At 45.3% G+C, this 22,566-nt stretch carries 22 protein-coding genes, 1 tRNA gene and 2 pseudogenes; 11 read left to right on the top strand and 14 right to left on the bottom strand.

Annotation, left to right across the window (positions count from 1 at the left end):
- On the top strand, nucleotides 1–280 hold a 280-nt coding region (tnpA, locus tag IM319_RS04690; RefSeq protein ID WP_287734812.1), incomplete at its 5' end, for an IS200/IS605 family transposase.
- A gap of 122 nt (nucleotides 281–402) precedes the next feature.
- Here the strand turns inward: tnpA and IM319_RS22395 are convergent.
- A pseudogene (locus tag IM319_RS22395) lies at nucleotides 403–585 on the bottom strand (sulfate permease); the annotation flags it as partial.
- A 296-nt stretch (nucleotides 586–881) separates the two neighbouring features.
- On the opposite strand from IM319_RS22395, the gene IM319_RS04680 reads away from it, so the two are divergent.
- A complete protein-coding gene (locus IM319_RS04680; protein ID WP_287686133.1) occupies nucleotides 882–1,802 on the top strand; it encodes a LysR family transcriptional regulator in 921 nt (306 codons plus the stop codon).
- Nucleotides 1,803–1,850: 48 nt separating this feature from the next.
- On the opposite strand, the gene ftsH4 is transcribed toward IM319_RS04680, so the two are convergent.
- The 3 genes from ftsH4 to IM319_RS04665 form a co-directional block, all read right to left on the bottom strand.
- Nucleotides 1,851–3,728, bottom strand: coding sequence for an ATP-dependent zinc metalloprotease FtsH4 (gene ftsH4, locus IM319_RS04675; RefSeq protein WP_287734809.1), 1,878 nt, complete (start codon nucleotides 3,726–3,728; stop codon nucleotides 1,851–1,853).
- Between the two features lie 77 nt (nucleotides 3,729–3,805).
- Nucleotides 3,806–4,990 carry a tetratricopeptide repeat protein gene (locus IM319_RS04670; protein ID WP_287734808.1) on the bottom strand — a complete coding sequence of 395 codons (1,185 nt, stop codon included), beginning with the start codon at nucleotides 4,988–4,990 and terminating at the stop codon, nucleotides 3,806–3,808.
- Between the two features lie 134 nt (nucleotides 4,991–5,124).
- Entirely contained in the window at nucleotides 5,125–6,339 is a 1,215-nt protein-coding gene (locus tag IM319_RS04665) for an RNA-guided endonuclease InsQ/TnpB family protein (RefSeq protein WP_287734807.1), read from the bottom strand.
- 78 nt (nucleotides 6,340–6,417) lie between these two features.
- Here IM319_RS04665 and IM319_RS04660 point away from each other — a divergent pair.
- A pseudogene (locus IM319_RS04660) lies at nucleotides 6,418–6,624 on the top strand (IS200/IS605 family transposase); the annotation flags it as partial.
- A gap of 168 nt (nucleotides 6,625–6,792) precedes the next feature.
- Here the strand turns inward: IM319_RS04660 and IM319_RS04655 are convergent.
- A complete protein-coding gene (locus IM319_RS04655; protein WP_287734805.1) occupies nucleotides 6,793–8,268 on the bottom strand; it encodes a leucyl aminopeptidase in 1,476 nt (491 codons plus the stop codon).
- A 543-nt stretch (nucleotides 8,269–8,811) separates the two neighbouring features.
- Between IM319_RS04655 and IM319_RS04650 the strand changes: the two genes are divergently transcribed.
- Complete coding sequence (locus tag IM319_RS04650) at nucleotides 8,812–9,051, top strand: hypothetical protein (protein ID WP_002757689.1); 240 nt, start codon at nucleotides 8,812–8,814, stop codon at nucleotides 9,049–9,051.
- 59 nt (nucleotides 9,052–9,110) lie between these two features.
- Here the strand turns inward: IM319_RS04650 and IM319_RS04645 are convergent, their stop codons facing one another.
- From IM319_RS04645 to IM319_RS04630, 4 genes are all read right to left on the bottom strand, one after another.
- The gene (locus IM319_RS04645) at nucleotides 9,111–10,520 is read right to left on the bottom strand and encodes an NAD(P)(+) transhydrogenase (Re/Si-specific) subunit beta (RefSeq protein WP_286827408.1); all 1,410 of its coding nucleotides are present in this window, start codon (nucleotides 10,518–10,520) and stop codon (nucleotides 9,111–9,113) included.
- A complete protein-coding gene (locus tag IM319_RS04640; protein ID WP_002733247.1) occupies nucleotides 10,517–10,813 on the bottom strand; it encodes an NAD(P) transhydrogenase subunit alpha in 297 nt (98 codons plus the stop codon). The genes IM319_RS04645 and IM319_RS04640 overlap by 4 nt, the downstream gene beginning before the upstream one ends.
- Nucleotides 10,814–10,964: 151 nt before the next feature.
- Nucleotides 10,965–12,113 (bottom strand): Re/Si-specific NAD(P)(+) transhydrogenase subunit alpha, encoded by a 1,149-nt coding sequence (locus IM319_RS04635; RefSeq protein WP_287075849.1) that lies wholly within the window; start codon nucleotides 12,111–12,113, stop codon nucleotides 10,965–10,967.
- A gap of 442 nt (nucleotides 12,114–12,555) precedes the next feature.
- Complete coding sequence (locus IM319_RS04630) at nucleotides 12,556–13,071, bottom strand: hypothetical protein (protein WP_287734816.1); 516 nt, start codon at nucleotides 13,069–13,071, stop codon at nucleotides 12,556–12,558.
- A 241-nt stretch (nucleotides 13,072–13,312) separates the two neighbouring features.
- On the opposite strand from IM319_RS04630, the gene IM319_RS04625 reads away from it, so the two are divergent.
- The 3 genes from IM319_RS04625 (at nucleotide 13,313) to IM319_RS04615 (ending at nucleotide 14,901) form a co-directional block, all read left to right on the top strand.
- The gene (locus IM319_RS04625; RefSeq protein ID WP_043998890.1) at nucleotides 13,313–13,639 is read left to right on the top strand and encodes a hypothetical protein; all 327 of its coding nucleotides are present in this window, start codon (nucleotides 13,313–13,315) and stop codon (nucleotides 13,637–13,639) included.
- A gap of 92 nt (nucleotides 13,640–13,731) precedes the next feature.
- Nucleotides 13,732–14,313, top strand: coding sequence for a papain-like cysteine protease family protein (locus IM319_RS04620; protein WP_287734803.1), 582 nt, complete (start codon nucleotides 13,732–13,734; stop codon nucleotides 14,311–14,313).
- A gap of 6 nt (nucleotides 14,314–14,319) precedes the next feature.
- Nucleotides 14,320–14,901 carry a hypothetical protein gene (locus IM319_RS04615; protein WP_002774898.1) on the top strand — a complete coding sequence of 194 codons (582 nt, stop codon included), beginning with the start codon at nucleotides 14,320–14,322 and terminating at the stop codon, nucleotides 14,899–14,901.
- Nucleotides 14,902–15,168: 267 nt separating this feature from the next.
- On the opposite strand, the gene IM319_RS04610 is transcribed toward IM319_RS04615, so the two are convergent.
- From IM319_RS04610 to IM319_RS04600, 3 genes are all read right to left on the bottom strand, one after another.
- Nucleotides 15,169–15,942 (bottom strand): PspA/IM30 family protein, encoded by a 774-nt coding sequence (locus IM319_RS04610; protein WP_287734802.1) that lies wholly within the window; start codon nucleotides 15,940–15,942, stop codon nucleotides 15,169–15,171.
- A 216-nt stretch (nucleotides 15,943–16,158) separates the two neighbouring features.
- Entirely contained in the window at nucleotides 16,159–16,815 is a 657-nt protein-coding gene (locus IM319_RS04605; RefSeq protein WP_287677402.1) for a PspA/IM30 family protein, read from the bottom strand.
- A gap of 22 nt (nucleotides 16,816–16,837) precedes the next feature.
- Complete coding sequence (locus tag IM319_RS04600) at nucleotides 16,838–17,728, bottom strand: hypothetical protein (protein WP_287734801.1); 891 nt, start codon at nucleotides 17,726–17,728, stop codon at nucleotides 16,838–16,840.
- Between the two features lie 94 nt (nucleotides 17,729–17,822).
- On the opposite strand from IM319_RS04600, the gene IM319_RS04595 reads away from it, so the two are divergent.
- From IM319_RS04595 to IM319_RS04585, 3 genes are all read left to right on the top strand, one after another.
- Complete coding sequence (locus IM319_RS04595) at nucleotides 17,823–18,383, top strand: DUF721 domain-containing protein (protein ID WP_287734799.1); 561 nt, start codon at nucleotides 17,823–17,825, stop codon at nucleotides 18,381–18,383.
- Nucleotides 18,384–18,759: 376 nt separating this feature from the next.
- A complete protein-coding gene (locus tag IM319_RS04590) occupies nucleotides 18,760–19,035 on the top strand; it encodes a hypothetical protein (protein WP_002785575.1) in 276 nt (91 codons plus the stop codon).
- Between the two features lie 222 nt (nucleotides 19,036–19,257).
- Entirely contained in the window at nucleotides 19,258–20,256 is a 999-nt protein-coding gene (locus IM319_RS04585) for a Gfo/Idh/MocA family protein (protein WP_287734814.1), read from the top strand.
- Between the two features lie 6 nt (nucleotides 20,257–20,262).
- On the opposite strand, the gene IM319_RS04580 is transcribed toward IM319_RS04585, so the two are convergent.
- On the bottom strand, nucleotides 20,263–21,213 hold the full coding sequence (locus tag IM319_RS04580) for a branched-chain amino acid ABC transporter permease (protein ID WP_287734798.1): 951 nt from the start codon (nucleotides 21,211–21,213) through the stop codon (nucleotides 20,263–20,265).
- A 12-nt stretch (nucleotides 21,214–21,225) separates the two neighbouring features.
- Nucleotides 21,226–22,077 (bottom strand): prolipoprotein diacylglyceryl transferase, encoded by an 852-nt coding sequence (lgt, locus tag IM319_RS04575; RefSeq protein WP_287734797.1) that lies wholly within the window; start codon nucleotides 22,075–22,077, stop codon nucleotides 21,226–21,228.
- 73 nt (nucleotides 22,078–22,150) lie between these two features.
- Here lgt and IM319_RS04570 point away from each other — a divergent pair.
- A tRNA-Leu gene (locus tag IM319_RS04570) sits at nucleotides 22,151–22,231 on the top strand.
- The last annotated feature ends 335 nt before the right edge of the window (nucleotides 22,232–22,566 follow it).

Below are 22,566 nucleotides of genomic sequence, written 5' to 3'. Positions count from 1 at the left end.
TTTTAGGGAAGTTGCGGAAAAGATCAATTTTCAGGTGCTAGAATTTAACGGGGAATCTGATCATGTACACGCTCTAATTGAATACCCACCGAAACTATCTATTTCTGTAATGGTTAATTCTTTAAAAGGGGTTTCTAGTCGCAGGTATGGACAAGCTGGCTATCCTAAACCCTATGGGAAAGATGCTCTTTGGTCGCCTAGTTATTTTGTTTCTTCTGTAGGAGGTGCGCCATTGGAAGTTCTTAGGTGCTATATTAAAGATCAAGAAAAGCCGTCGTAAAACGACGGGGTTTTAACCCAAATTTTCGATAAATGAACTAAATGAACTTTCAAAAGCTGAAAAAGAGTAAGAGTAAGGCTCTTTACCGCTTAAGCAAACCTGTTGCACAGCAGAACTTTGGACAGCGTCAAGTACGGGGGTAGGCCTAATTCGGGATTTTTAGCGGTTAAACTAGCCACGATCGCCCCAGCCCCAGAAGCTACCTCGAAAGCGAGAGCTAGAGGGAGAGAAACGACGGCAGCTGTTAGACCACCGAATATATCGCCCCGCAAATTGTCAAAATGAATACGATTGGTTATTTGCATGAGAATCCAACTGAGCAAAGGATTTTTGGCCACAACAAAGCCGGCGGTTGACAGACCAAGCTTGATAGACAAAACTTTATGGTTTTTAAAGATCGATTGTTATAAACTGGAACCGATAGCTTGACAAGCAAATTTTTGTAAATTGAGTTTGAATCGATATATCTTTACAAAAGTATTGATTTAAACCTATGATATAAGCAGTGTGGGAAGTGTTCACCCGTTCCCCTCCATTCCTGCTTCTGTTTAGCAAAGCTCCTCAAGGCAGTAACAGAAGTGTAGCGCTCTAGAGGCTTCTCTTGATTCAAGCCACTTTACATCAACTGATCGTCTTTGAAGCGACCGCTCGTCATGGCAGTTTCACCAAAGCTGCTGAAGAACTATCGATCACCCAACCCACCGTTTCTACCCAGATGAAACAACTGACTAAAGCAGTGGGTCTGCCCCTATTTGAACAGATAGGCAAACGTTTGTATTTAACCGAGGCCGGACGCAGTTTATTAGTAACCTGTCAGGCAGTCCTCAAGGATCTTGATAACTTTGAGATGGCGATCGCTGACATCAAGGGCATTAAACAGGGTAAACTGCGTTTAGCGGCGGTATCCACAGCCCAATATTTAATCCCTCAGATATTAGGTCCTTTTTGTCAACAGTACCAAGGGGTAGATGTGTCCCTACAATTGACCAATCACCAAGATATAGAAGCAAGGATCATCAATAATGTTGATGACCTATATATTTTAAGCGAACCCCCCGAAGCTCTAAACCTCGAGATTCGAACGTTTCTGGAAAACCCCCTTGTCGTTATTGCCCGCAAAGATCACCCCCTAGCGGGACAGAAAAAAATTCCGATTAAACGGCTGCAAGGGGAACCTTTTATCATGCGGGAAATGGGATCGGGAATTAGACGGGCAGTGCAGCAAATTTTTCTCGACCATGGCATCACTGTATCTCTGCGTTTGGAAATCGGCAATAATGAAGCCATTAAACAAGCGATCGCCGGTGGTTTAGGAATTTCGGTTCTGTCTCAGCACGTCTTAAATTTAGATAATCCCAATGGGGAATTTGCCATCCTTGACGTGGAAGATTTTCCCATCCAACGCCATTGGTATGTGGTTTATCCCAAGGATAAAAAACTATCGGTGATCGCCAAGACTTTTCTTGATTATCTCCTCAATATTCAGCCCCAATCCCTCTTAAAAGTCAAAATTTCTGGATAAGAAACCCCATCTTTGTTCAAGATGGGGCAGGGCAAAAATCAAATCAATCTAAACAGTAACAGGTTCTCGATCGAGGGGTTTAACGCGATCGAGCAGGGCCTGCAATTGTTGCCCTTCGATCACCTCTTTACTGAGGATTTCTTGGGCAATTTCTTCGAGTAAATCGCGATTTTGAGCGAGAATATCCAAGGCCTGCTGATGACCATTTTCGACAATCTCTTTCACTTCATTATCGATCGCTCGGGCCGTGTCATCGCTCACCAAGCGCCGGGGATTCATCATGCCATCTCCCAGAAAACTATTCTGTTGACCTTTTTCGTAGGCTAGGGGACCGAGGGTCTTACTCATACCATAGGTCGTCACCATGCGTTCGGCCAAGTCCGTCGCCCGCTGCAGGTCATTAGCGGCCCCAGTAGTAATACTACCGAAGATAATTTCCTCGGCAGCCCGACCACCTAAAAGAGTAGCAATTTGGTCGCGTAATTCCGTATCATCCATGAGGAAACGGTCTTCCGTGGGCATTTGCAGGGTATAACCGAGGGCTGCCATGCCGCGAGGCACGATCGAAATCTTGGCAACTTTACCACCCCCCGGCATAACTGCACCGACGAGAGCGTGACCAACTTCGTGATAAGCGACGATTTTCTTCTCTTTTTCCGACAGAACCCGGCTTTTCTTCTCTAAACCGGCCACTACCCGCTCGATTGCCTCATTAAAGTCCTCTTGGGCGACGGTGCTGCGTTGATTGCGCGCTGCCAATAAAGCCGCCTCATTGACTAGATTAGCTAAGTCAGCACCAGCAAAACCGGGGGTACGGGTAGCAATCTGTTTTAAATCCACACCCGATCCTAATTTTACCTTACCTGCGTAGATTTCGAGGATTTTTAAGCGTCCAGCCAGATCGGGGCGATCAACTAACACTTGACGATCAAAACGGCCGGGGCGTAAAAGGGCGGTATCAAGAGTTTCGGGGCGATTAGTAGCGGCTAGAACGATCACCGTCGCATCGCCGGCGTTAAAACCGTCCATTTCCGTCAATAATTGGTTTAAAGTCTGTTCCCGTTCATCGTTACCCCCCATAAAATTACCGTTAGCGCGAGATTTACCGATCGCGTCTAATTCATCGATAAAAATAATACAGGGGGCTTTTTTCTTGGCCTGTTCAAATAGATCTCGCACTCGGGCCGCACCTGCACCGACAAAGAGTTCCACGAATTCCGAACCTGAGATACTAAAGAAAGGAACCCCCGCTTCTCCCGCGACTGCTTTGGCCAGCAGGGTTTTTCCTGTCCCCGGCGGACCGACTAAGAGAACACCCTTGGGAATCCGCGCCCCGATTTGAATGTAACGTTGGGGATATTTGAGAAATTCGACGATTTCGGCCAATTCGGTTTTCGCTTCTTCCACACCAGCCACATCTTCAAAAGTGGTTTTGGTGGTATCTCCTTCCACATAGACTTTAGCGCGACTTTTGGTAATCGATAAAGCCCCGGCTGGACCACCGCCACCGCTGCGAGCGAGGAAAAATTGCCAAATACCAACAAAAATCAGGGGAGGAATCACCCAACTAAGGACACTACCAATCCAGCCATTTTTTGGTGGTGGTGCGGCGGCGAATTCTACGCCCTTGACTTCTAGACGTTTGGGCAATTCTAGGTCAAAAATCGGTGTAGTGCTGAAAATTCGTCCGTAGTTGCCCTCTTGGTCGTTTTTAAGCTGATAACGAATCTCATTCTGTCCCACGGATACCCTAGCGACGTTGCCATCTTCCACTTGGTCGATAAAGAGACTGTAGGGAACTTTGGGGACGCTAGGGCCAAATAATTGCGGGAAAAGGAGATTAACAATCAGAAATAAGCCGCCTACGGCTAATAAAACATTACCGATCAGGCGAGATTGTGAAGGAGGTTTGCTTTTTATACTCATTGCTGGGCCTGATTGATTAAAATTAGTCTCTATCCTTCCCTAATTGTAGGCTGTTGACTGCTCAAGTTCAGATTGAATCAGGCGGGGGGATTACCGTCGTCTTCGGGCGGTTTTTGCCCTAGTAAAGCCTCTAGACGGGTTTGGGCAAGCTCAAAATCCGGCGCAATCCCTAAAGCTTTTTGATAACAGGCGATCGCTGCTTGGGTTTCGCCCAAATTTTCTAGGGTACTGCCGCGATTGTACCAAGCTTGATAAAAATTATCGTCCGCTTCTAGCACCTGTTGCCAACATTCTAACGCTTCTTGCCAACGTTGCAGTCCGTATAGGGCGCTGCCCCTAGCGTTAATGACTTGGTGATCGTTGGGGGTGATTTCTAGGGCGCGATCATAACTATTTAAAGCTTCTTCGTAGTTACCGACCATGGCTAAGGCACTACCACGATTATGCCAGGCCGAGGCTAATTGGGGATCGATCGTCAAGGCCTGTTCCCAGTCGGCGATCGCATTTGACCAATTGCCTAAATTTGCCTGTTCTAAGCCCTGATTAAACCAATCTGCGGCAGTTTCAGGGTTTTTACCTTCCTGTGAGGAAAATTGAGCGATGAGACTATCAATAATGCTTTCTGCGTCCTTATTTTCGATGCCTAATTGTTCGGCCATTTGGCCCGCTAGGGTAGGATCGTTTTGCAGACGGTTAAATAATTCATCGAGGGTGAGGGTTTCTAATTGGGGATTTTCCGAGTCAACACCGTTAAAATCGCTAGTTTCACCCGAATATAAGAGATTTTCTGGGGGTTGCGGCAGGGAATAACTGCCCGGGTCCTCATCCTTGCCGGCGTATTCCCAGATTAAAGTGGCAGTTTCTTTGGTGTAGAGTTGATAACCGATCTCGTAGGAAGCTTCACCAATACGTTCAATCCCGGGAAAAGCGCGAGCTAATTCTCCTAAACGAATCATTCTGGTGGCGAGAAGTTGGTTAAGGGAAGCGGAGGATTGCAGACGGGTTCCAAAACGCTCTAACCATTCTACCCAATCTTTTTGCCGACCTCGATCGCCCAGTTTCTCAAAAAATCTCAGAATTCTGCCTTCGTGCCAACCGTGGGCCACTCCATCGAGTAACTGCATATAGAGAAACTCGTAATCTGTATCGGTTAGGGGAACAGATTCGATCGCTTGTACTTTCCCCTTTCCCCCTTGTCCCCCCAAAAGTCGGGTAAAAAAGTTTTCGATCGCACGCCAAAGTTTTCTTAAAAGTCCCTGCATTCTAATCTCGACACTGGTTTTATTAATCTTGCAAGCATCACCCAATTAGTCTAGCAGTTATCAGTTATCGGGGATTGACTCTCCCCCGCTAACCGCTCGCGCGGTGTAGCGGGGGATTCTCGGTTCTTAGGCTTTTAACTAGATCCACCGAGTTTAACCCAGTCGATCCCCGTCAAATCGCCTCCGCGAGCGTTTTCTAACACGGTCAGTCCGACCGCGTTTTTTCCTCGGTTCTCAATTACCTTCGCTGATGCCGTATCTCTCGGTTCAATGTGGCCGCAAGAATCACACCGGTGAACTCTTTCCGATAACGCTTTTTTACCAGTAATTGCGCCACAATTCGGACACTCTTGCGAGGTTCCGTTTTTATCAACCTTAAGATAATATTTTCCCCGTTTCCAAGCGACAAACGGTAATATCTCGTTAATAAAACTACCGATACCTGAATCCAGAGATTGTTTTCTAACGATCCCTCTAGACCAGGAAACGAAGTTAATATCTTCAAGGAAGATGTTATCAGCGATATCACAAAGGTAATGAGCTAGTTTAAAGTGCCAATCTCTACGAGTATTAGACACTTTTTCGTGTAATCTTGCTATCTTCTCCTGAAGTTTTAACCAATTGTTCGAGCCTTTGACTTGATGTTGCAAGCGTCTTTGTAGCAATTTAAGCTTACTCTGTACTTTCAACAAAAATCGAGGGGCTTTGATTAAATCTCCCCGTGAAGTAGCGACAAAACTCTCAATTCCCGCGTCAATTCCTAAACAGGTCTTCCCTACTGTCAGATCGGGAACTAATTCCGTAGATTGGAAAGAAACCGAAACGTAAAATCCCGACGCTTTTTGGATAATTCGAGCTTGTTTAGGCTCAAACCCAGACGGGTACTCCCTAGATTTCCTAATCCGAATTTTTCCCAATTGTGGAAAATTTAAGTATTCGTCACCTAGAAAATTTTTCGAGAGCGCGGGGAAAACAAAACTTCGCATCTTTTTCTTAAATCTAGGAAAGCCGAAGCCTTTCGATTTCATGTGGTCAAACGCTTTATCTACAGTTTTTAAAACTTGCTGTAAGACTTGAGCGTTAACCGTCTTTAATATCGGGTAAACTTTTTTAGCTTCCGTTAGATTTTTAGCTTGAACGAAGTAATTTGGATAGGGTTGATCCGCAGGAATTATGTACTCAGAAACTAGCGAACAGCGATCCGCAAGACACTTTCGAGAGTTTAACCAATCTTTCCGTTCCGAGAGCGCGTAATTATAAACGCTCTTACAAACATCAAGAATGTGGACAATCTCTCGTTCCTGTTTCTTGTTTACCTTTAGTTTGTACTGGTAGGTAAGCGTTATCACTGTCGTTAGTTTCGTGATGTGATGTATAGTTAAATTGTAACACTTACTGCCTAGTATATCAACTAATTACAATCATGGACCAAACTAATCGCTAACCTTAAAACAGTTAGTAGTCGCTTAATTAGACAAGAATTTCCGGATTTGGCGGCAAAGTATTTCGACAACAAACCCTATTTTTGGGCGGGAGCTTATTTCGTGGCTAGTTGTGGCGACGTTACTGTCGAACAACTAAAAAAATACGTCGAGAACCAAAACTCCCCAAAAGTGGAAAGGCTACTGCGTTAGTTTCATTCTGGTAGCGATTCATCTCCCGTTAACCGCTACGCAGTTTAACGGGAGTCCTCTCGCGACCTTGAGATAGGGGTGAGGGGTGGGGCAGATTTTTCAGGGATCGGTAAACAGTAAACAGTGAAAATACTCCTCACCTAATACCGCTTACCGATCACCGATAACTTAATTATTGGCCATTACCCAATTAACTAGAGTGCGGACGGGAAAACCGGTCGCCCCGGAATTATTAACTCCATTTTCTTTATCGGACCAGACCGGTCCTGCGATATCTAGGTGGAGCCAGGGAGTATTATTAATGAATTGCTTCAAAAATAAAGCGGCTGTAATGGAACCGCCGGGGCGCGGGCCGGTGTTTTTCATATCGGCAATTTGAGACTTCATCCCCTCGAAATATTTTTCTTCTAGGGGCATTGGCCAGAATTTTTCGCCGGCTAATTTAGCGGCCTCTTGGAGTTGAACAGTGAGACTCTCATCGCTACTCCATAAACCGGCGATATCGTCCCCCAAAGCGATGACACAGGCCCCGGTTAAAGTGGCTAGATCCACGATCGCATCCACCTCTAATTTTTCCGCAAAAACCAAGCCATCGGCTAGGGTTAATCGTCCCTCGGCATCGGTGTTATTGACTTCAATAGTTTTGCCATTAGAAGCGGTTAAAATGTCCCCGGGGTGCATAGCGCGACCACTAATCATATTTTCTGTAGCCGGACAGATAAAGTGTACTTCCACTTCTGGCTGTAATTGGGCGATCGCCTTGGCTGCGCCTAGGGTGGCGGCACCACCCCCCATATCCATTTTCATGGTTTCGATGCCACTGCCGGCCCCTTTAATATTCAAACCGCCGGAATCAAAGGTTAAACTTTTGCCGACGATTGCTAGTTTACGTTTCGGGGTTCCTTGGGGTTTATAGATTAAATGAAGGAATTTCGGGGGAATATCCGAGGCTTTGGCTACTCCTAAGAAGGCTCCCATGCCCAAGCTTTCGCATTCTTCCTGTTCCAGAATTTTGAGACTTAATCCGTATTCGGCGGCAATTTGCTCGGCGGTGGCTGCCATGGTCAGGGGGGTGACGGTGTTAGCGGGAGCATTGACTAATTCTCTGGCCAGAATCACTCCAGAACAGATTTGCTCGGCTTTGGCGATCGCTGATGATTGTTCTCCTAAACCCAATAACTCGACGGTTTCTAATTTGGCTCCTTTTTCCTCTTTAGTGGACTTGAAGCGGTTATCCTGATGAGTGGCCAGCAGCAGCCCTTCCGTGATTGCTCCGGCAGTGGCGGACTGATCGGCAACTACCGGTAAACTGATGGCCAGAGCTTGGCTTTTTTGTTGTTTGGCCAGACGAGCGATGGCGGCGGCCGCTAGACGCAGGGTTTGCAGGTCGAAATCGGCAGTTTTTCCCAATCCCACCAGGATTAATTTGCGAATCAGACCTCCACCACCTAGACGAGTCGCCGCACTGCTGCCTAATTTTCCCTCGAATTCCGTCTCGGAGATGAGCTCCTCTAGGGTTCCCCCTAGTTTATCGTTCAATTCTGCCAATTCTCCTGCAATCTCTATGGCTCCTTCTGGTAAACCTAGGGCTAAAGTGTCTCCTGTCCAAGCAAGGAGCGAGGTGTCAGTCGATCGAATATCCATTCTTTATCTCGATAATTCTTTGCAAAATGCTTCTATTAATCACTATACTGTAAGCTCTATCAGTTATCATCAATCATCTATTCAGGCCTACTGGCTCCCTGCCAAGAATCAAGGTCTAGCCAAAATCAATATCTAAAAATGTCGGGATCAAGACCCTCTCTTTTCAAATCACTAGATAAATAGTTAGCGGTTGGCAAGCTAGGAAATCGAACCTAGAAATTATCGATGTGATCGTGTACTACAGAGTTTCTCTCGCCATTAAGATAACTGCTATAATGTATTCGCTAACTCTAAGTGGTCGAGCAAAATTAAAGTTAACCGTGAGGCAAGGGAATAACCCAGAGGCAATAGTCAAGGCTCTCAGCTTTATTAATGTTTCTTAATACAAATGTATTTGTTGAGAGGGTTTCCGAGGAAATATGAAGTGTAAACTGATTAGGCATTGTTCCTGATTCCTGATCCTGACTGGGGATAACTGCCATGGGTTCTACTACTTAGAAAAAAATTATCAAGTTTGTATTGATCGCTCAAGGAGAAATTTTTATGGAAATATCTCGTCCTAATCAAGCAGAATTAACCGCAGAAGAACAACAGGAACTAGAAAAGTTGCGAGCTATTATCGAACAGGCTAGTGTTGATGGCGTGATCACTCAAGGGGAAAGGGAAAGAATCGCCCTAGCTATGAGGTCTGATGGTAAAGTGACCCTAGAAGAATTAGAGTTAGTCAGAACTTTAATTACCGAAAAAGTGAGCAAAGGGGAATTAGTTCTCGATTATCTTTAAACTCTGGAAAATCGGATAAAAAAAAGACGGGGTTTTCACCCCGTCCTATTTGTTAAGAATTATGACAAATCCTTGACTTGTGATACTAATTGTGCTACCACATCTTGAGCGCTACCAAAGAGCATAAAGGTTTTAGGATTGTAGAATAATTCGTTTTCTACCCCGGCAAAACCCGATCGCATACTCCGCTTAATCACGATCGTGTGCTGTGCCTTATCCACGTCGAGAATCGGCATTCCATAAATCGGACTAGCCTTATCGTGACGGGCAGCGGGATTAACCACATCATTCGCCCCAATAATTAACGCCACATCGACGCGCTCAAACTCAGGATTAATATCATCCATATCGTAGAGTTGGGGATAGGGAACGTTAGCTTCGGCCAGTAATACATTCATGTGACCGGGCATTCTTCCCGCCACGGGGTGAATAGCATATTTAACCTCAACGCCATTTTTTTCCAACTGTTCAGCCAATTCTCGCACCGCGTGTTGTGCTTGGGCCACCGCCATGCCGTAACCGGGTACAATCACCACAGAACGCGCATAACCGAGCATCATTGCCCCTTCTTCTGAATCGATGGCATGAACCGATTTATCAAGGCTAGAAGTGGCGCTCGCTTTGCCCCCGGCACTAGCACCTGTACCAAATGCCCCAAATAGTACACTAGCCAGCGATCGATTCATGGCTTTACACATGATCTGAGTCAGGATAATCCCCGACGCACCCACCAAAGCACCGGCGATGATCAGCATACTATTCATCAGGATAAAACCGACTACACTAGCGGCAATCCCCGAAAAAGAGTTTAAGAGGGAGATAACCACGGGCATATCGCCGCCGCCGATGGGAAGCACGAATAAAGCCCCAAAAATTAGGGAAAGTACCACCAAGGTCAGGAAAACATCGATCGAGGTGGGATCGAAAAAGAGATAGACACTACCCCCTAAAAAGGTGAGTAGCAAGAGAATGTTAAAGGGTTGTTGGAAAGGAAAAGTTACGGGCGCACCAGTGATTAATTCCTGTAATTTGGCAAAAGCGAGGACACTACCGGTAAAAGTGACACCACCGATCAATACACCCAAAATAGCGATCAGTATCGAGTCAAAGGCAATATTTTCACCACTTTGCAGTAAACGCCAGTATTCGCCAATGGCAATTAAGGCGCTGGCAGCACCGCCTAAACCGTTAAAAATCCCCACCATTTGGGGCATAGCTGTCATCGGGACTTTTTGCGCCGAAACTAAGCCGATAATCGAGCCAATCACCAGCGCCACGGCGATTAAACCATAGCTGAGGATTTCTTGATTGATTAAGGTGGCAATAATGGCGATTAGCATCCCGATGGCGGCCAGAAAATTGCCTTGACGGGCGGTAGCGGGGGAAGATAATTGTTTAAGACCGATGATAAATAAGATGGCGGCGAGTAGATAGGATAACTCGATCCCTGTGGTAAGGGCATTATTCATGATTTAGCCTCTTTTTTCTTGAACATTTGCAGCATTCGATCGGTAACGACAAAACCACCGACCACGTTAACCATCGCCAAAATAACGGCAATTAACCCTAAAATTACGGTTAATTCGTGCCAATCCGTGCCTCCGGCGATGAGGAGCGCACCAACAACGGCGATACCGGAAATTGCATTCGCTCCCGACATCAGGGGTGTATGGAGAGTGGGAGGAACTTTATTGATCACCTCGAAACCGACAAAGGAAGCGAGGACAAATACCACTAAAGCGGTTAAAAGTTGGGCAGTCATTGGTTAAGTAAAAAGGGGATGGGGGATAGGGGATGGGGGATAGGGGATGGGGGATGGGGGATAGGGGATGGGGGATAGGGGATGGGGGATAGGGGATGGGGGTTAGGGGATGGGGGATAGGGGATAGGGGATGGGGAGAAAAAGCTGATAGCTAAAAAGCCGATAACTGTTCACTGAGGGCGGATTTAATGCGTTGGTTGCGGATTTCGCCGGCGTGGGTGACACAGGCGCTATCAATGATGTCATCGGCAAAATCGAGGTTTAAACTGCCGTCTTTGCTGACTAGAAGCTGTAGCAGCATTTGCAGGTTTTTGGCGTACATCTGGCTGGCATTGGTGGCCACTGTGGCAGGAAGATTAACGGCTCCGACGATTTTGACCCCATTAACGATGATTTCTCGTCCCGGTTGGGTGTAGGCGCAATTTCCGCCCTGTTCCGCCGCTAAATCAACGATTACCGACCCCGGTTTCATGGTGGCGATCATTTCTTTGGTGACTAGCAGCGGGGCCTGTTTCCCCGGTACTTGGGCGGTGGTGATCACCACATCGGCTCGCTTAATTGGTTCCGTTAGGGCTTGACAAATGCGCTCCTGTGTGCTAAGAGAAACCTCTTTGGCGTAACCGTTATCGGCGACGGTATCTTCTTCTAGGGGCATTTCAATAAATTTCGCCCCGACACTCTGCACTTCTTCTTTGACTTGGGGACGAATATCAAAAGCCTCCACCACTGCCCCCAAACGGCGGGCGGTAGCGCAAGCTTGCAATCCGGCAACTCCTGCCCCCAATACCAGCACTTTGGCCGGGGCGATCGTACCGGCGGCGGTAGTCATCATCGGGAACATTTTCGGCAGCCCAACAGCGGCGAGGAGTACTGCTTTGTAACCGGCGAGGTTAGCCTGAGAGGAGAGGGCATCCATGCTCTGGGCGCGACTACTGCGGGGAATTAATTCCATGCTCAAAGCTGTAATCCCGCGCTCGGCTAATTTGGCAATGCGCCGGGGCTGACGCAGGGGATCGAGAAAGCCGATGAGGATACCTCCACTTTTCAGGCGATCGATCTCGCTATCGCTAGGAGGAGCGACTTTGAGAATAATATCGGCAGTTTCATAGATATATTCGCTGTTTTCGCTCAGGGCGGCTCCCACGGCACTATAGGCACTATCGGCAAAGTTAGCGCTAATTCCCGCCGTATTTTGGACAATTACCTCAAATCCCGCCTTGACTAAACGGGCGACGGTATCTGGCACTAGCGCCACCCGCGCCTCGCCTTGGTCACTTTCTTTGATTATGCCGATTTTCATGGCTGGGTTTCTCCTTAATAAGTCCTTCTCTTGTCCTATGCTGTTAGGGTAAGGGTTTCGTTAAATGCGATCGATCCCTTGGGATAATTTCGAGTCAAAATTGCTTTTCACTTCCATCCTAGCTATCCTCACCTTTCTGGCTCTTTTTCGGGGTAAATCTTAGGATTATCTTCAGAATTAAAGGGTTTTGAGCGGCATTGCTTGGGGATTTTTACCTAGTGATGAGGTAGTTGGGGAACGCCGAAACGGTTAACAGTAGCCGGTCTTCGGTCGTAGATACCAATTTAGGTTATACTTCATCTTTATGAGAAGGGCTGTAAGCTATTTCTCAGTTCTCCCTGACCGAGATTATAAACTAATAAGCCGAGAGACATTAAGGATAACATTGCCTCGATTCTTTGTGAGATTTTGAAAAAAAACTATTGTGCTATCCATTAAGAAATTACCTTAAAGTTTCTAAAATTAATGACAAAGGTAAATCGAGGGCTTGAGCAATTTGTTCAGCAGTTAGCCCTACTTGCACCAGTCTGGGAACGGTTTCTAGTTTTGCTTCTTTTAATTTTTCTTCAATCAACAAGTTTTCGGTTTCAATTATATCAGAATTATCCATGGCTAAGTTTTCAGGATATTGAGGGGAGTTGGGACAAAAATTAAGTTTTTCAATTTGTCCAGAATTAACCAAGTTATTGCTACTATTAGTAATTATTAATCTTTCAATTGCTGATCGAACATTTGATTTGTTTAAATCTTCGCCTAATGCTTCTGAGAGAATGTGCCAAAGTTCATAGGCTTTATCTCTAGCATGACCTTCACTGCATTTATAATCTTGGGCGATTTGAGCATATTTATAACCATTAAAAACGCTTTTTAAAATCCCCAATTGTAAAGTATCTAGGTGTTTTCCTGTTTGCCTAAAAACCACCTCATCAATAAGGTTAAAAATCTCTTGAGTATCCATGTGAATGACTTTTTTGCTTTCAGCCAGATTACCATCTACCGTCATTATCCGTTATTATCCGACTTTTGTAAAGAGGCTTAATAAAAATACCGACAATTTCCGTTGTTTACCGTTTAGTAACTAGCATTTAATCAATAAAAAATGAAGAATTAATTAAAGAACATATTGATAGTCGATCCAAATGTTATTTTTATGTCAGTCAGATAGACTAAAAACATCAAATGAAAGTAGAGTGTTAAATATGGCAAAAATTGACGGTATTCAATTACCTGCTGACTTAAGTGGTAGCTTAGGAGGCACTCCTGAAGAAGCGGCCAAAGTCTTTTTATCTGCAGCAAGTAAAGGTTTAGCTAAAGTTATTGCTGATGCACTTGTGGATGCAGTGGGAGAAACCATAGGAGATGGTGCCGCTCCTGATTGGACAAAATTAATTACAGGTGCTGCAATTAATCTAGACTGGGAAACACCTCCTAACACTCTTCCTCAGAGAATAGTTGCTTTTGCTCAGACGGGGGAAGATGCTCTAGGTCGTGTGTCTGTTGGAATTTCTATTAGTGCTGAGTTTTAGAATCACTGTTCTAATGATAATTAAGAGTAACAAAGTTATGCTGCTGAGTTACTCTTTTTCCAATTACTTTATATCACTCCCAGAAAAAATCGATGCCTTTAAGAGTTGAACAAGGAAAGCCGATCATTTTACAAGCAGCAGCTTTTTTAGCTTTTGTCAGCGATGATACCCTAGGGCAAGCCACTAGAATTAACAAAATCACTTGGATTAAACAAGAACAAACCCAATGGTGTTGGGCGGCTTCAATGCAGATGGTTTTTCAGCAAAATGATGACATCACAACGCAGCAATGTAACCTTGCCAATGTTGCTTTTGAATTAACAGGTTGTTGCAGTTCACCCAATAGTTCATTATGCAATAAACCCTTGCCAATTCTTAATATTGCTCCTATGTGGGTAAGGTATAGTTTTAATCCAATTTATATTAATGGTTTGATTGAATTTACCACCTTACAAACTGAACTTGATAATCAACGTGCAGTAGAAATCGGTTTTAAATGGAATGGAGGAGGAGGTCATGCCGTTTTAGCAGTCGGTTGGGATATAATTGATTCAGTCCCCCAGGTCATCATTTATGATCCTTGGCGGGGTGAAATAATTATTCCCTACGATCGAGTTAAAACTGCCTATGGCGAAGGTCAATGGCGATGGACATGGATTAATATTAGGAGATAAACTAAAATGGCACATTTTAAAACCTTACCCGATGACGTTTTAACTCAGTTACAAAGAAAAGTAGGTTTTAGCTTGTCTAGAATAACTGAGTCTCTCGGTGCAGTTTCCCCTGCTTTGCATGAAAGTGTAGACGTCTGGAATCTACCTGCAAATGCAGTGGTTGAACCAACCAACGATTTAACCCGTTTAGCTCATCCATCAGGGCAATGGCATCTTCAAGTAAAATCAGATAATACCCCGATCGCCTACGCTCGCTCCAGTAGCCTTGGCAGTGAACCTACAGATTGGTCTGTGGATGGAATTTTTCAATCGGAATTAGCACAAAAATTCGATCAAGCTATTAGCTGGATTGATGAAAATATCCCTGAAGAAAATATCATAGTCAGATTATTAGTGATTCCAGCTTATCAAACCCATGCTTTATGGTTGATTGACGAAAGTAACATCAATAATCAAAAAATTCTTGTTATTGATGCTCCTCTTGAATATGGCTTTAATTTACCACCCAAGATCGATAAAACTCAAGAAATAGAGCAGTTTCTTAACCAACTACGCTCGGTTAAACACGCTGAAGGATTAACGGAATAGGGTGGATAATTCTGCTCGGCAAAACCTAATCAGATGTTTAGTATCGACAAAGCTGCCCTTGTCTAGTAATAACAACAGGGATAAGCTGCCCGCGTATTTAAATTGCTTGTTGAGATGAGGCAAGAGGCAACAGTAAAGGGATTGGGGGAAATTCAGCTAATCTAAGGATAGGCGGTTAAAATGCGTCTTAGCTTATTTCCTATCTCAACAACAAAACTAATAAATAGAGACGTACCATAGATGATACGTCTCGATGCGCTCAAAGTTTTACAGTTCTTTTAACTTCGATCGCAATTCCTCTAATTCTGCATCCACTGCCGAATCCCTGACGGTGGTTGCTTGGGGTAAAGTGGGTTGACTAGAAGCTGTACCGGGTAATGCTCCCCCGGACATTCCTGCTTTTAGCAGTGCCAATTCATCCTCCACATCGCTACCCGATTCTAGTGCAGCGAATTGATTTTCGATGCCGATGCCACCCAATTCACCGTAAGCTTGACTACGGGCCTCTATCTGCACAACTTTTTCTTCCATGCGCTCAAAAGCGGACATGGAACTACTGGTATCGATACTGCCGAGGGTTTTTTGGAGTTCTTCGTTAGCTTTTGCGGCTCTGGAGCGAGCTACTAACATATTTTTCTTGGTTTTTGCCTCAGAAATCTTACTTTCGAGCGCAATCAAGTTTTTTCTCAGACTTTCTACCTGTACCGTTTGCTGATCCAGTTGATTTTTGAGAATGGCGGCGGTTTCCGTGAAATCTTTCTTGCGTTTAAGAGCTTCCCGGGCGAGAGTTTCATCCCCTTTAGAAAGGGCTAATTTGGCTCTTTGTTCCCATTTAACCGCTTCTGACTGGTCTTTGCTGTATTTTTGTTCTGTTTGTCGTTGTTCGGCGATCGCTCTAGCGACCGCTTGACGTACCTGTACTAGATCCTCTTGCATATCACTGACAGCTTGCTCCAGCATTTTTTCTGGATCTTCAGCCTTGCTCACCATATCATTGAGGTTAGCTCGGACAACTCGGCTAAGGCGATCGAATAAACCCATGACGCTCTTGTTCCTCTCGGTGTGTACTAAATCGGTTAACTGTTCTTAAAATTTCCCATGTTGCCTAACGGCTTATTCTCCAATATAAACCACGAGAGCTAGGTTAGGGGATAGGGTATTAGGGTATTGGGGTATTGGGGTATTGGGGTATTGGGGTATTGGGGTTTTAGTTGAAATTTTCCCATCACCCCATCTCCCCATCACCCCATCTCCCCATCACCCATCCAAGTTTTCTTGTTTTAACTTGAGTAATTCGGCTTCAATTTGTTTTTGTCCCTCCAAATCTTGGAATTGTCGCTCTAAGGGGTCTTTATACTGGATTAAATCGGCTTGGGATTCGGCTTCTAAGACTTTTGCTTCTAATTTCTCGAAAATAGTCCCCATCTGACTGCTGTTCAAACTGCCCATAATTTCTTGGGCTTTTTGACTGGCACTCGCTGATCGCAATCTGGCCACATAAAGGCTTTTCTGTGCTTTCATCTCAGCATATTTGCGTTCAATTGTCAAGAGTTCTTTCTTTAACTTTTGTATAATGGCCGTTTGTTGTTGCAGGGAGGTTTGTAGGGGGGCGATCTGACTTTGATAGGTTTGCCATTGGCTGAGAGCTTGGCGGGCGAGTTCCTCGTTACCGTGATTTAGGGCTAATTGGGCGCGTTCGTGCCAAGTTTGGGCTGCTTTTTCCTGTTGTTGTCGTTGGCGCTCGGTACGTTTCTGGGTAGCGACGGCTGCCGCCAGGGCTTGTCGCATTTGCATCAATTCCCCTTCCATCTCCAAGATCGCCTTTTCCAGTAGTTTTTCTGGATCTTGATTTTCCTGAATCAGACTATTGACTTGGGCGCGAATTGCTTGGCCCATGCGCTCAAACAAACCCATTGCCGTCCTCCCGATAGGAACCCTAATAGTTTACCGAAGTGCCGCTCCTATCAATAATGATAGAACTAGGGACGGGGGACTGGGAGGGATCGGCTGTTTCTGAAGGTGCCGGACTACTGGGAGAAGGGGATGCTTGTAATTCTGGCGGTAACTGTTTCATTAACTCCGTGGCATCCTGTCGGTTTTGATTAGCCAGACGACGGGCTTTTTCCCGTTGAAAAAAGGGTAAATTAGCGGGTGATTCTTCTCTTTGACGCAATTCCTCCAACATTCGTTCGTTAATGATCGCGGTCGAGGGGGCAGGGGTGACTTGGGGTGGTGGTGGCGGTGGTGCGGAAACTAGGGAAGATACTGGCGGGGTACTGGGGGAAGTGGGGGCGACGGGTAAAGATTGCTTGATCTTACTGACGGGTAATTGATGGGCAGGCATGGGGGACGGTGGCGGATTTGGCGGTAAGAGGGCATTAGTCGGATTTATAGCGGTGGGGGGACTCTGAACCACTGGTGGGGCGGTAATATTAGTTATCGGGCTGGTTTTAAGGGGAGGAGCGGGAATATTAACGATCGGACTGGTTTGAGGAGTTTTCTGTACTGGACGAGCGATCGCTATCAATCGATCGAGGTGGCGGGAGTTATTTTGGCGCTGCTCGAGGGGGGAATTCTCAGCTTTCCTCGGGGTGGGGGTAGTATTGGTTAACCATTGATTGAGACTGAGGAGACTATTAGCAATTAAAAAGATCACCATTGCCCGGATACCCCAAGGGGTAAAAAAGACATCTTTAGCTTGGGGATAGACGTTAATGACAGCAGCTTCTAGGTATTCTGGTTCCCGAGCGGGATCGATGGCTGAACTGGGTTGATGGACGATCGAGAGAGGCAAATCTTGGGGGGATGGGGATCGATCGGATTTCATGGCGGATATCTAGGGCAAGGATATTAAAGGTTATGCTGAAAAGTTAGCAGGTTTTTTCGTCCTAGTGTATCGTGGTATTCCCTAGATTTTCTCTATGTCTTTACATTCTCTTGCCAAAATTTTGGCGGTTATTACTCAACAGGCGGGTTGGGAAGAATATTGCCACTATGATCAAGTGCTGCAATTGTGGCCAAAAATTATTAATTCCCGTCTGCTTGAGCAAACCCGGCCTTTTTCCCTGAGTCGCGGGGTTTTATCGGTGGCTACCAGTAGCGCCGCTTTAGCACAGGAATTGTCTTTACAACGCTATAGCTTATTAAAACGGCTTAATAGTCAGTTAGAGACTCCCTTGAGCGATATCCGCTTTTCTGCTGCCCGTTGGCAGCAGGATAGTCAGTTAATTCCGCTAGAAGCGATCGCGCCTAATTCCCTCAGAGATCATCCTAGCTATGTCACCCCGGAAAAACCGCCAGAAAATCCCCAGCAACCGGACATTTTAGAGACTTGGAGCCAGAAAATACGTCATAGAACCCGATCCTGGCCAATTTGCCCTCGTTGTCAGTCTCCCACTCCCTCCGGAGAGCTTGAGCGTTGGCAATGTTGTGCTTTTTGTTTTGCCCAGTCGGGCGGGGTAAAAGATTCAATTTTTTTATAGTCTTGTGGAAAGAGTGGTTTTGAGTCAGGAATCAATTGGGCGATCTTTTCTGTCTTAATTGAACCTGTATTCATCAATTCTATCGAGCTAAGGCTTGATCCCCGTTCTGTTATTGCTGATACTAGACCCAATAACCTCGGCCACAACTGAGTTGAAATCTTCAGTTTTGAGACAGTGCTGCTTTTTGCAAAGTAACTATTAAAAGATTCTAAAAATAAAATTTTTTTTGGGGATCACTAAAAACTATATGGCATATCAGTTCTAGCTGTGGTAGTCAGGAAAATACCCTTGGCAGAGAGTAGGACAATATTACACAGAGCGAAAAGAGAGTCATCCCTTGAGTTCCTTATAATCATCTTCCTTTTAAAGCCAAACCATGCAAGCCGCAAACTTTCTTACCTCTTCCTGTCGATACTGCCGATACTATCAAACCCAAGGTCGGCGCGGTGGCACTTGTCAACAACTAGATGTTCCCGTCGAAGCTCATTGGAAAGCCTGCGCTCTAGCGATGCCTCCTTTTAGCACTGAATGGCAACAACTCAATCGGGTGGTTAGTTTAGAACAGTCTCTAGAATTAACCTGTGCAGTGTCGCCAACTCCCGTGGTGGTTTCCCCTCGTCGTCATGCTCCCCGACAACCGATCGCGGTTTAGAAGATCTGGGGCCTAAACAGGAGCAAAAAATTGGCGTTGCCCATTCAAAATATGAATTCACCCTCCCACATCTTTTAGGGTGCTATTTTTGAGATAATAGATAGGTTGATTGCCAAGATAAAGCTGGAAAAGGCGAGAGGCAGTCGGCAGGAGTCAGGAGATTATTTTTATTTATTCTCCCCACTTCCCACACCCCACTTCCCGATAATTAATGTCTCCAGAATGCCCCTGATGACTTCTCATCGTCCTCTAAAAATTGGTATAGTTGGGACGGGGTTCGCCGCTCAACGTCGCGCTGAAAGCTTGCAAGCGGATGATCGCGCTAGGCTTCTGCATTTTAGCGGTAATAGTGCCGAATCGATCGCTAATTTCTCGCAAAAATACCAAATTTCTGCCCTAGATTCGGCAGTAAGCCTGGCCAGCCATCCCGATCTCGATCTGATTGTCGTTGCCAATGTTAATCAGGCCCATGCCTCGATCGCCCGTACTGCCTTAAAATCCGGTAAGCACGTTATCGTCGAGTATCCCCTAGCTTTCCACCCGGCAGCGGCAGCTGAATTAATCACCCTAGCCGAAACCGAGAACAAATTACTGCACGTCGAACATATTGAACTTTTGGGGGGACTGCATCAAACCCAACAGCAGTATTTAGCCACCCTCGGCAATATCCACCTAGCCCGTTATACCACGATCGCCCCCGGCAGACCAGCACCCCGGCGCTGGACATTTCATCGGGATTTATTCGGTTTTCCTTTGATCGCTGCCCTTTCTCGTATCCATCGCTTGACTAATTTATTTGGGGAAGTGGAGTCCGTATCCTGTCATTGTCGTTATTGGAATGCCCCGGAATCCGATTATTTTCTGGCCTGTTTGTGTGAGGCGCAGTTATTATTTAAAAATGGCTTAATTGCCGAAGTTACCTACGGCAAAGGGGAAGTTTTTTGGCAGAATGAGCGAACTTTCACTATTCATGGCGAGGGGGGTAGCTTAATTTTTGAAGGGGAAACAGGGCAGTTAATTAATAGTGAAGGTAGCCAAGCTTTAGAAGCGGAAACCCGTCGCGGTCTTTTTGCCAAAGATACCGCCATGGTACTAGATTATCTGTTCGATCGGGTTCCTCTCTATGTTACTCCCCAAGCCAGTCTTTATGCCCTAGAAGTGGCCTATGCTGCCTATCAATCTTCCTTGTCGGGAAAAACAGTTTTTCTCTCGGCCAATTAAACCGACTTAGACTTTTTGAATTAACTTTCTGCCTAGTAAACCCTGGGGACGAACTAACAACATAATAAAGAGAATAGCAAAAGCGATCGCCTCTCGATAACCGGAATATTCTGCGGGAACAAAAGCTTCGGCAATACCCAATAATAAACCACCGATTACCGCTCCGGGGATACTTCCCAATCCCCCTAAAACAATCACTCCTAAACCTTTTAATCCGAAAGCAATGCCGAAATAGGGACCGGCGATACTAACACTAGAACCGACTAAAGTTCCTGCTAAACCTGCCAAGGCACCACTAATAAAAAAGGTAATCACGATAAATTTTTCGGGATTGATCCCCAACAAACTGGCAGTGGTGACATCTTCAGCTACTGCTTGTAAAGCTTTGCCCATTTTGGTAAAATTAACCCAATAAGTCAGTAAAGCTACCATCACTGCTGAAACCAGAAAAATAATCATCTGAATTGTGCGAATTGCCACGGGGCGATCGGCTGTACCAAAATTAATTGCGGGGGGAAGATTGCCATAAATCCCATCGGGAAAAGTATAAATTTCTGCCCCGAATAAGTATTGAATGACATTGACAATCACCAAGGCTGCCCCTAGGCTAGAAACCAGAGTCAAGAGAGAATCGGAACCCCGTACCCGGAGGGGTTTAAAGGCCAATCTTTCCAGAAGAACCGAGGTGAAACCTGAAAGGATACAGCCTAGCAAAAGTGCCAAAAAAAAGGGTAAGGAAAAGGGTAATTTGGCATTAGCCAATAAACCATTAAAACCGAAAACTCCCCCCGCTAGAGCGTAGGTAAAATAGGCACCGAGGGTAAAAATTGCGCCATGGGCAAAATTGATAATCCCTAAAATGGAAAAAATCAAAGTGTAACCGAGGGCAAAAATAGCATAGACACTACCGATCGATAAACCGTTTAAAACCTGTTGAAAAATCGTTACTATATCCATTGTCAGGGTTAGCTAGGGTGACTTTTGATTATAACTGACGGTCGCCACCACATCTGGTAAAGGACGCTGCAGTTTATATAACCAGAATAAACCGAAAATACCGATAGCGATCGCCGCTAAACTAATTATTTGCGCCATTTTCAGAGGTCCAAACATTAAACTATCGGTGCGTAGCCCCTCGATCCAGAATCTACCTAGACTGTAGGCGATAAAATAGACTAGGGTAAGGGTGCCAATTTTTAATTTACTAGGGTATTTTAAACCCCAGAAAAATAGATAGATGAGTAGGGCAAAAACTCCCAGATTCCAGAGAGATTCGTAGAGAAAGGTGGGGTGAAAATAATCGACGGCGATATATTCTAAAGGACGACTAGCCGGAGGAATAAACAACTTCCAAGGTAAATTAGTCGGACTGCCAAAAGCTTCCGAATTAAAAAAGTTACCCCAACGTCCGATCGCTTGACCGAGAATAACTGAAGGTGCCACCAGATCGAGTAATTGCCAAAGAGAAACCCGATTAACGCGGGCAAAGATTAGGGCTGCCAGCAAACCCCCGATAATTGCCCCGTGAATAGCGATACCTCCCTTCCAAATGGCGATAATATCAGCAGGATTTTGCGCGTATTCTTGCCACTGAAAGAGAACATAGTACAGACGGGCTGCAGGTATAGCCCCCACTACTAACCAAATGGCCAAATCAGCGATTAAATCCGGATCGATCGCTCTTTTTTGGGCGAGGTACTGGGAGAGGGTGACACCCAATAATACCGCCATAGCGATGAGAAATCCATACCAGCGCACCGAAATTGGTCCGATCTCCCAGAGGACGGGGCCGGGAGACTGAAAGACAAAACCTAAGAGCATAAAATTATTAAGAATAAAAAATTTTATCTTTCCTATAGTATCTTATGCTATGATGAAATACGGTGACATATTTGCGGATGTGGCGGAATTGGTAGACGCGCTAGATTTAGGTTCTAGTGTCTTTGATGTGTGGGTTCGAGTCCCTCCATCCGCATTAACCCTGGGGTCGATGAAGTGTAACCTAATTTGGTATTGACGACCGACGAGCCAAAAGGAAAACTTGTTAATTTCCATTTTTGAGACTCCGATTCGGGAAATTGGTATTGTAAAGTTTCAATACAAATATAGTCAGATATAGTCAGGCATGGTAATATATAGACATGAAACTATCAGACTATGCAAAAAAAGCAGGAATAAGTTATCGAACGGCTTGGAGATGGTGGAAACAAGGGAATTTAACAGGTTATCAATTGCCTTCTGGTACAATTATCATAACGGATGACAACCATTCAAAACCCGACTTGATAGCTTGCATTTATGCAAGAGTTT

This window comes from Microcystis sp. M113S1, assembly GCF_020246945.1.
In the GTDB taxonomy this organism is placed as follows: Bacteria; Cyanobacteriota; Cyanobacteriia; order Cyanobacteriales; family Microcystaceae; genus Microcystis.
The sequence above is the reverse complement of the archived record's forward strand: the minus strand, read 5'-3'. Positions and strand labels throughout refer to the sequence as shown.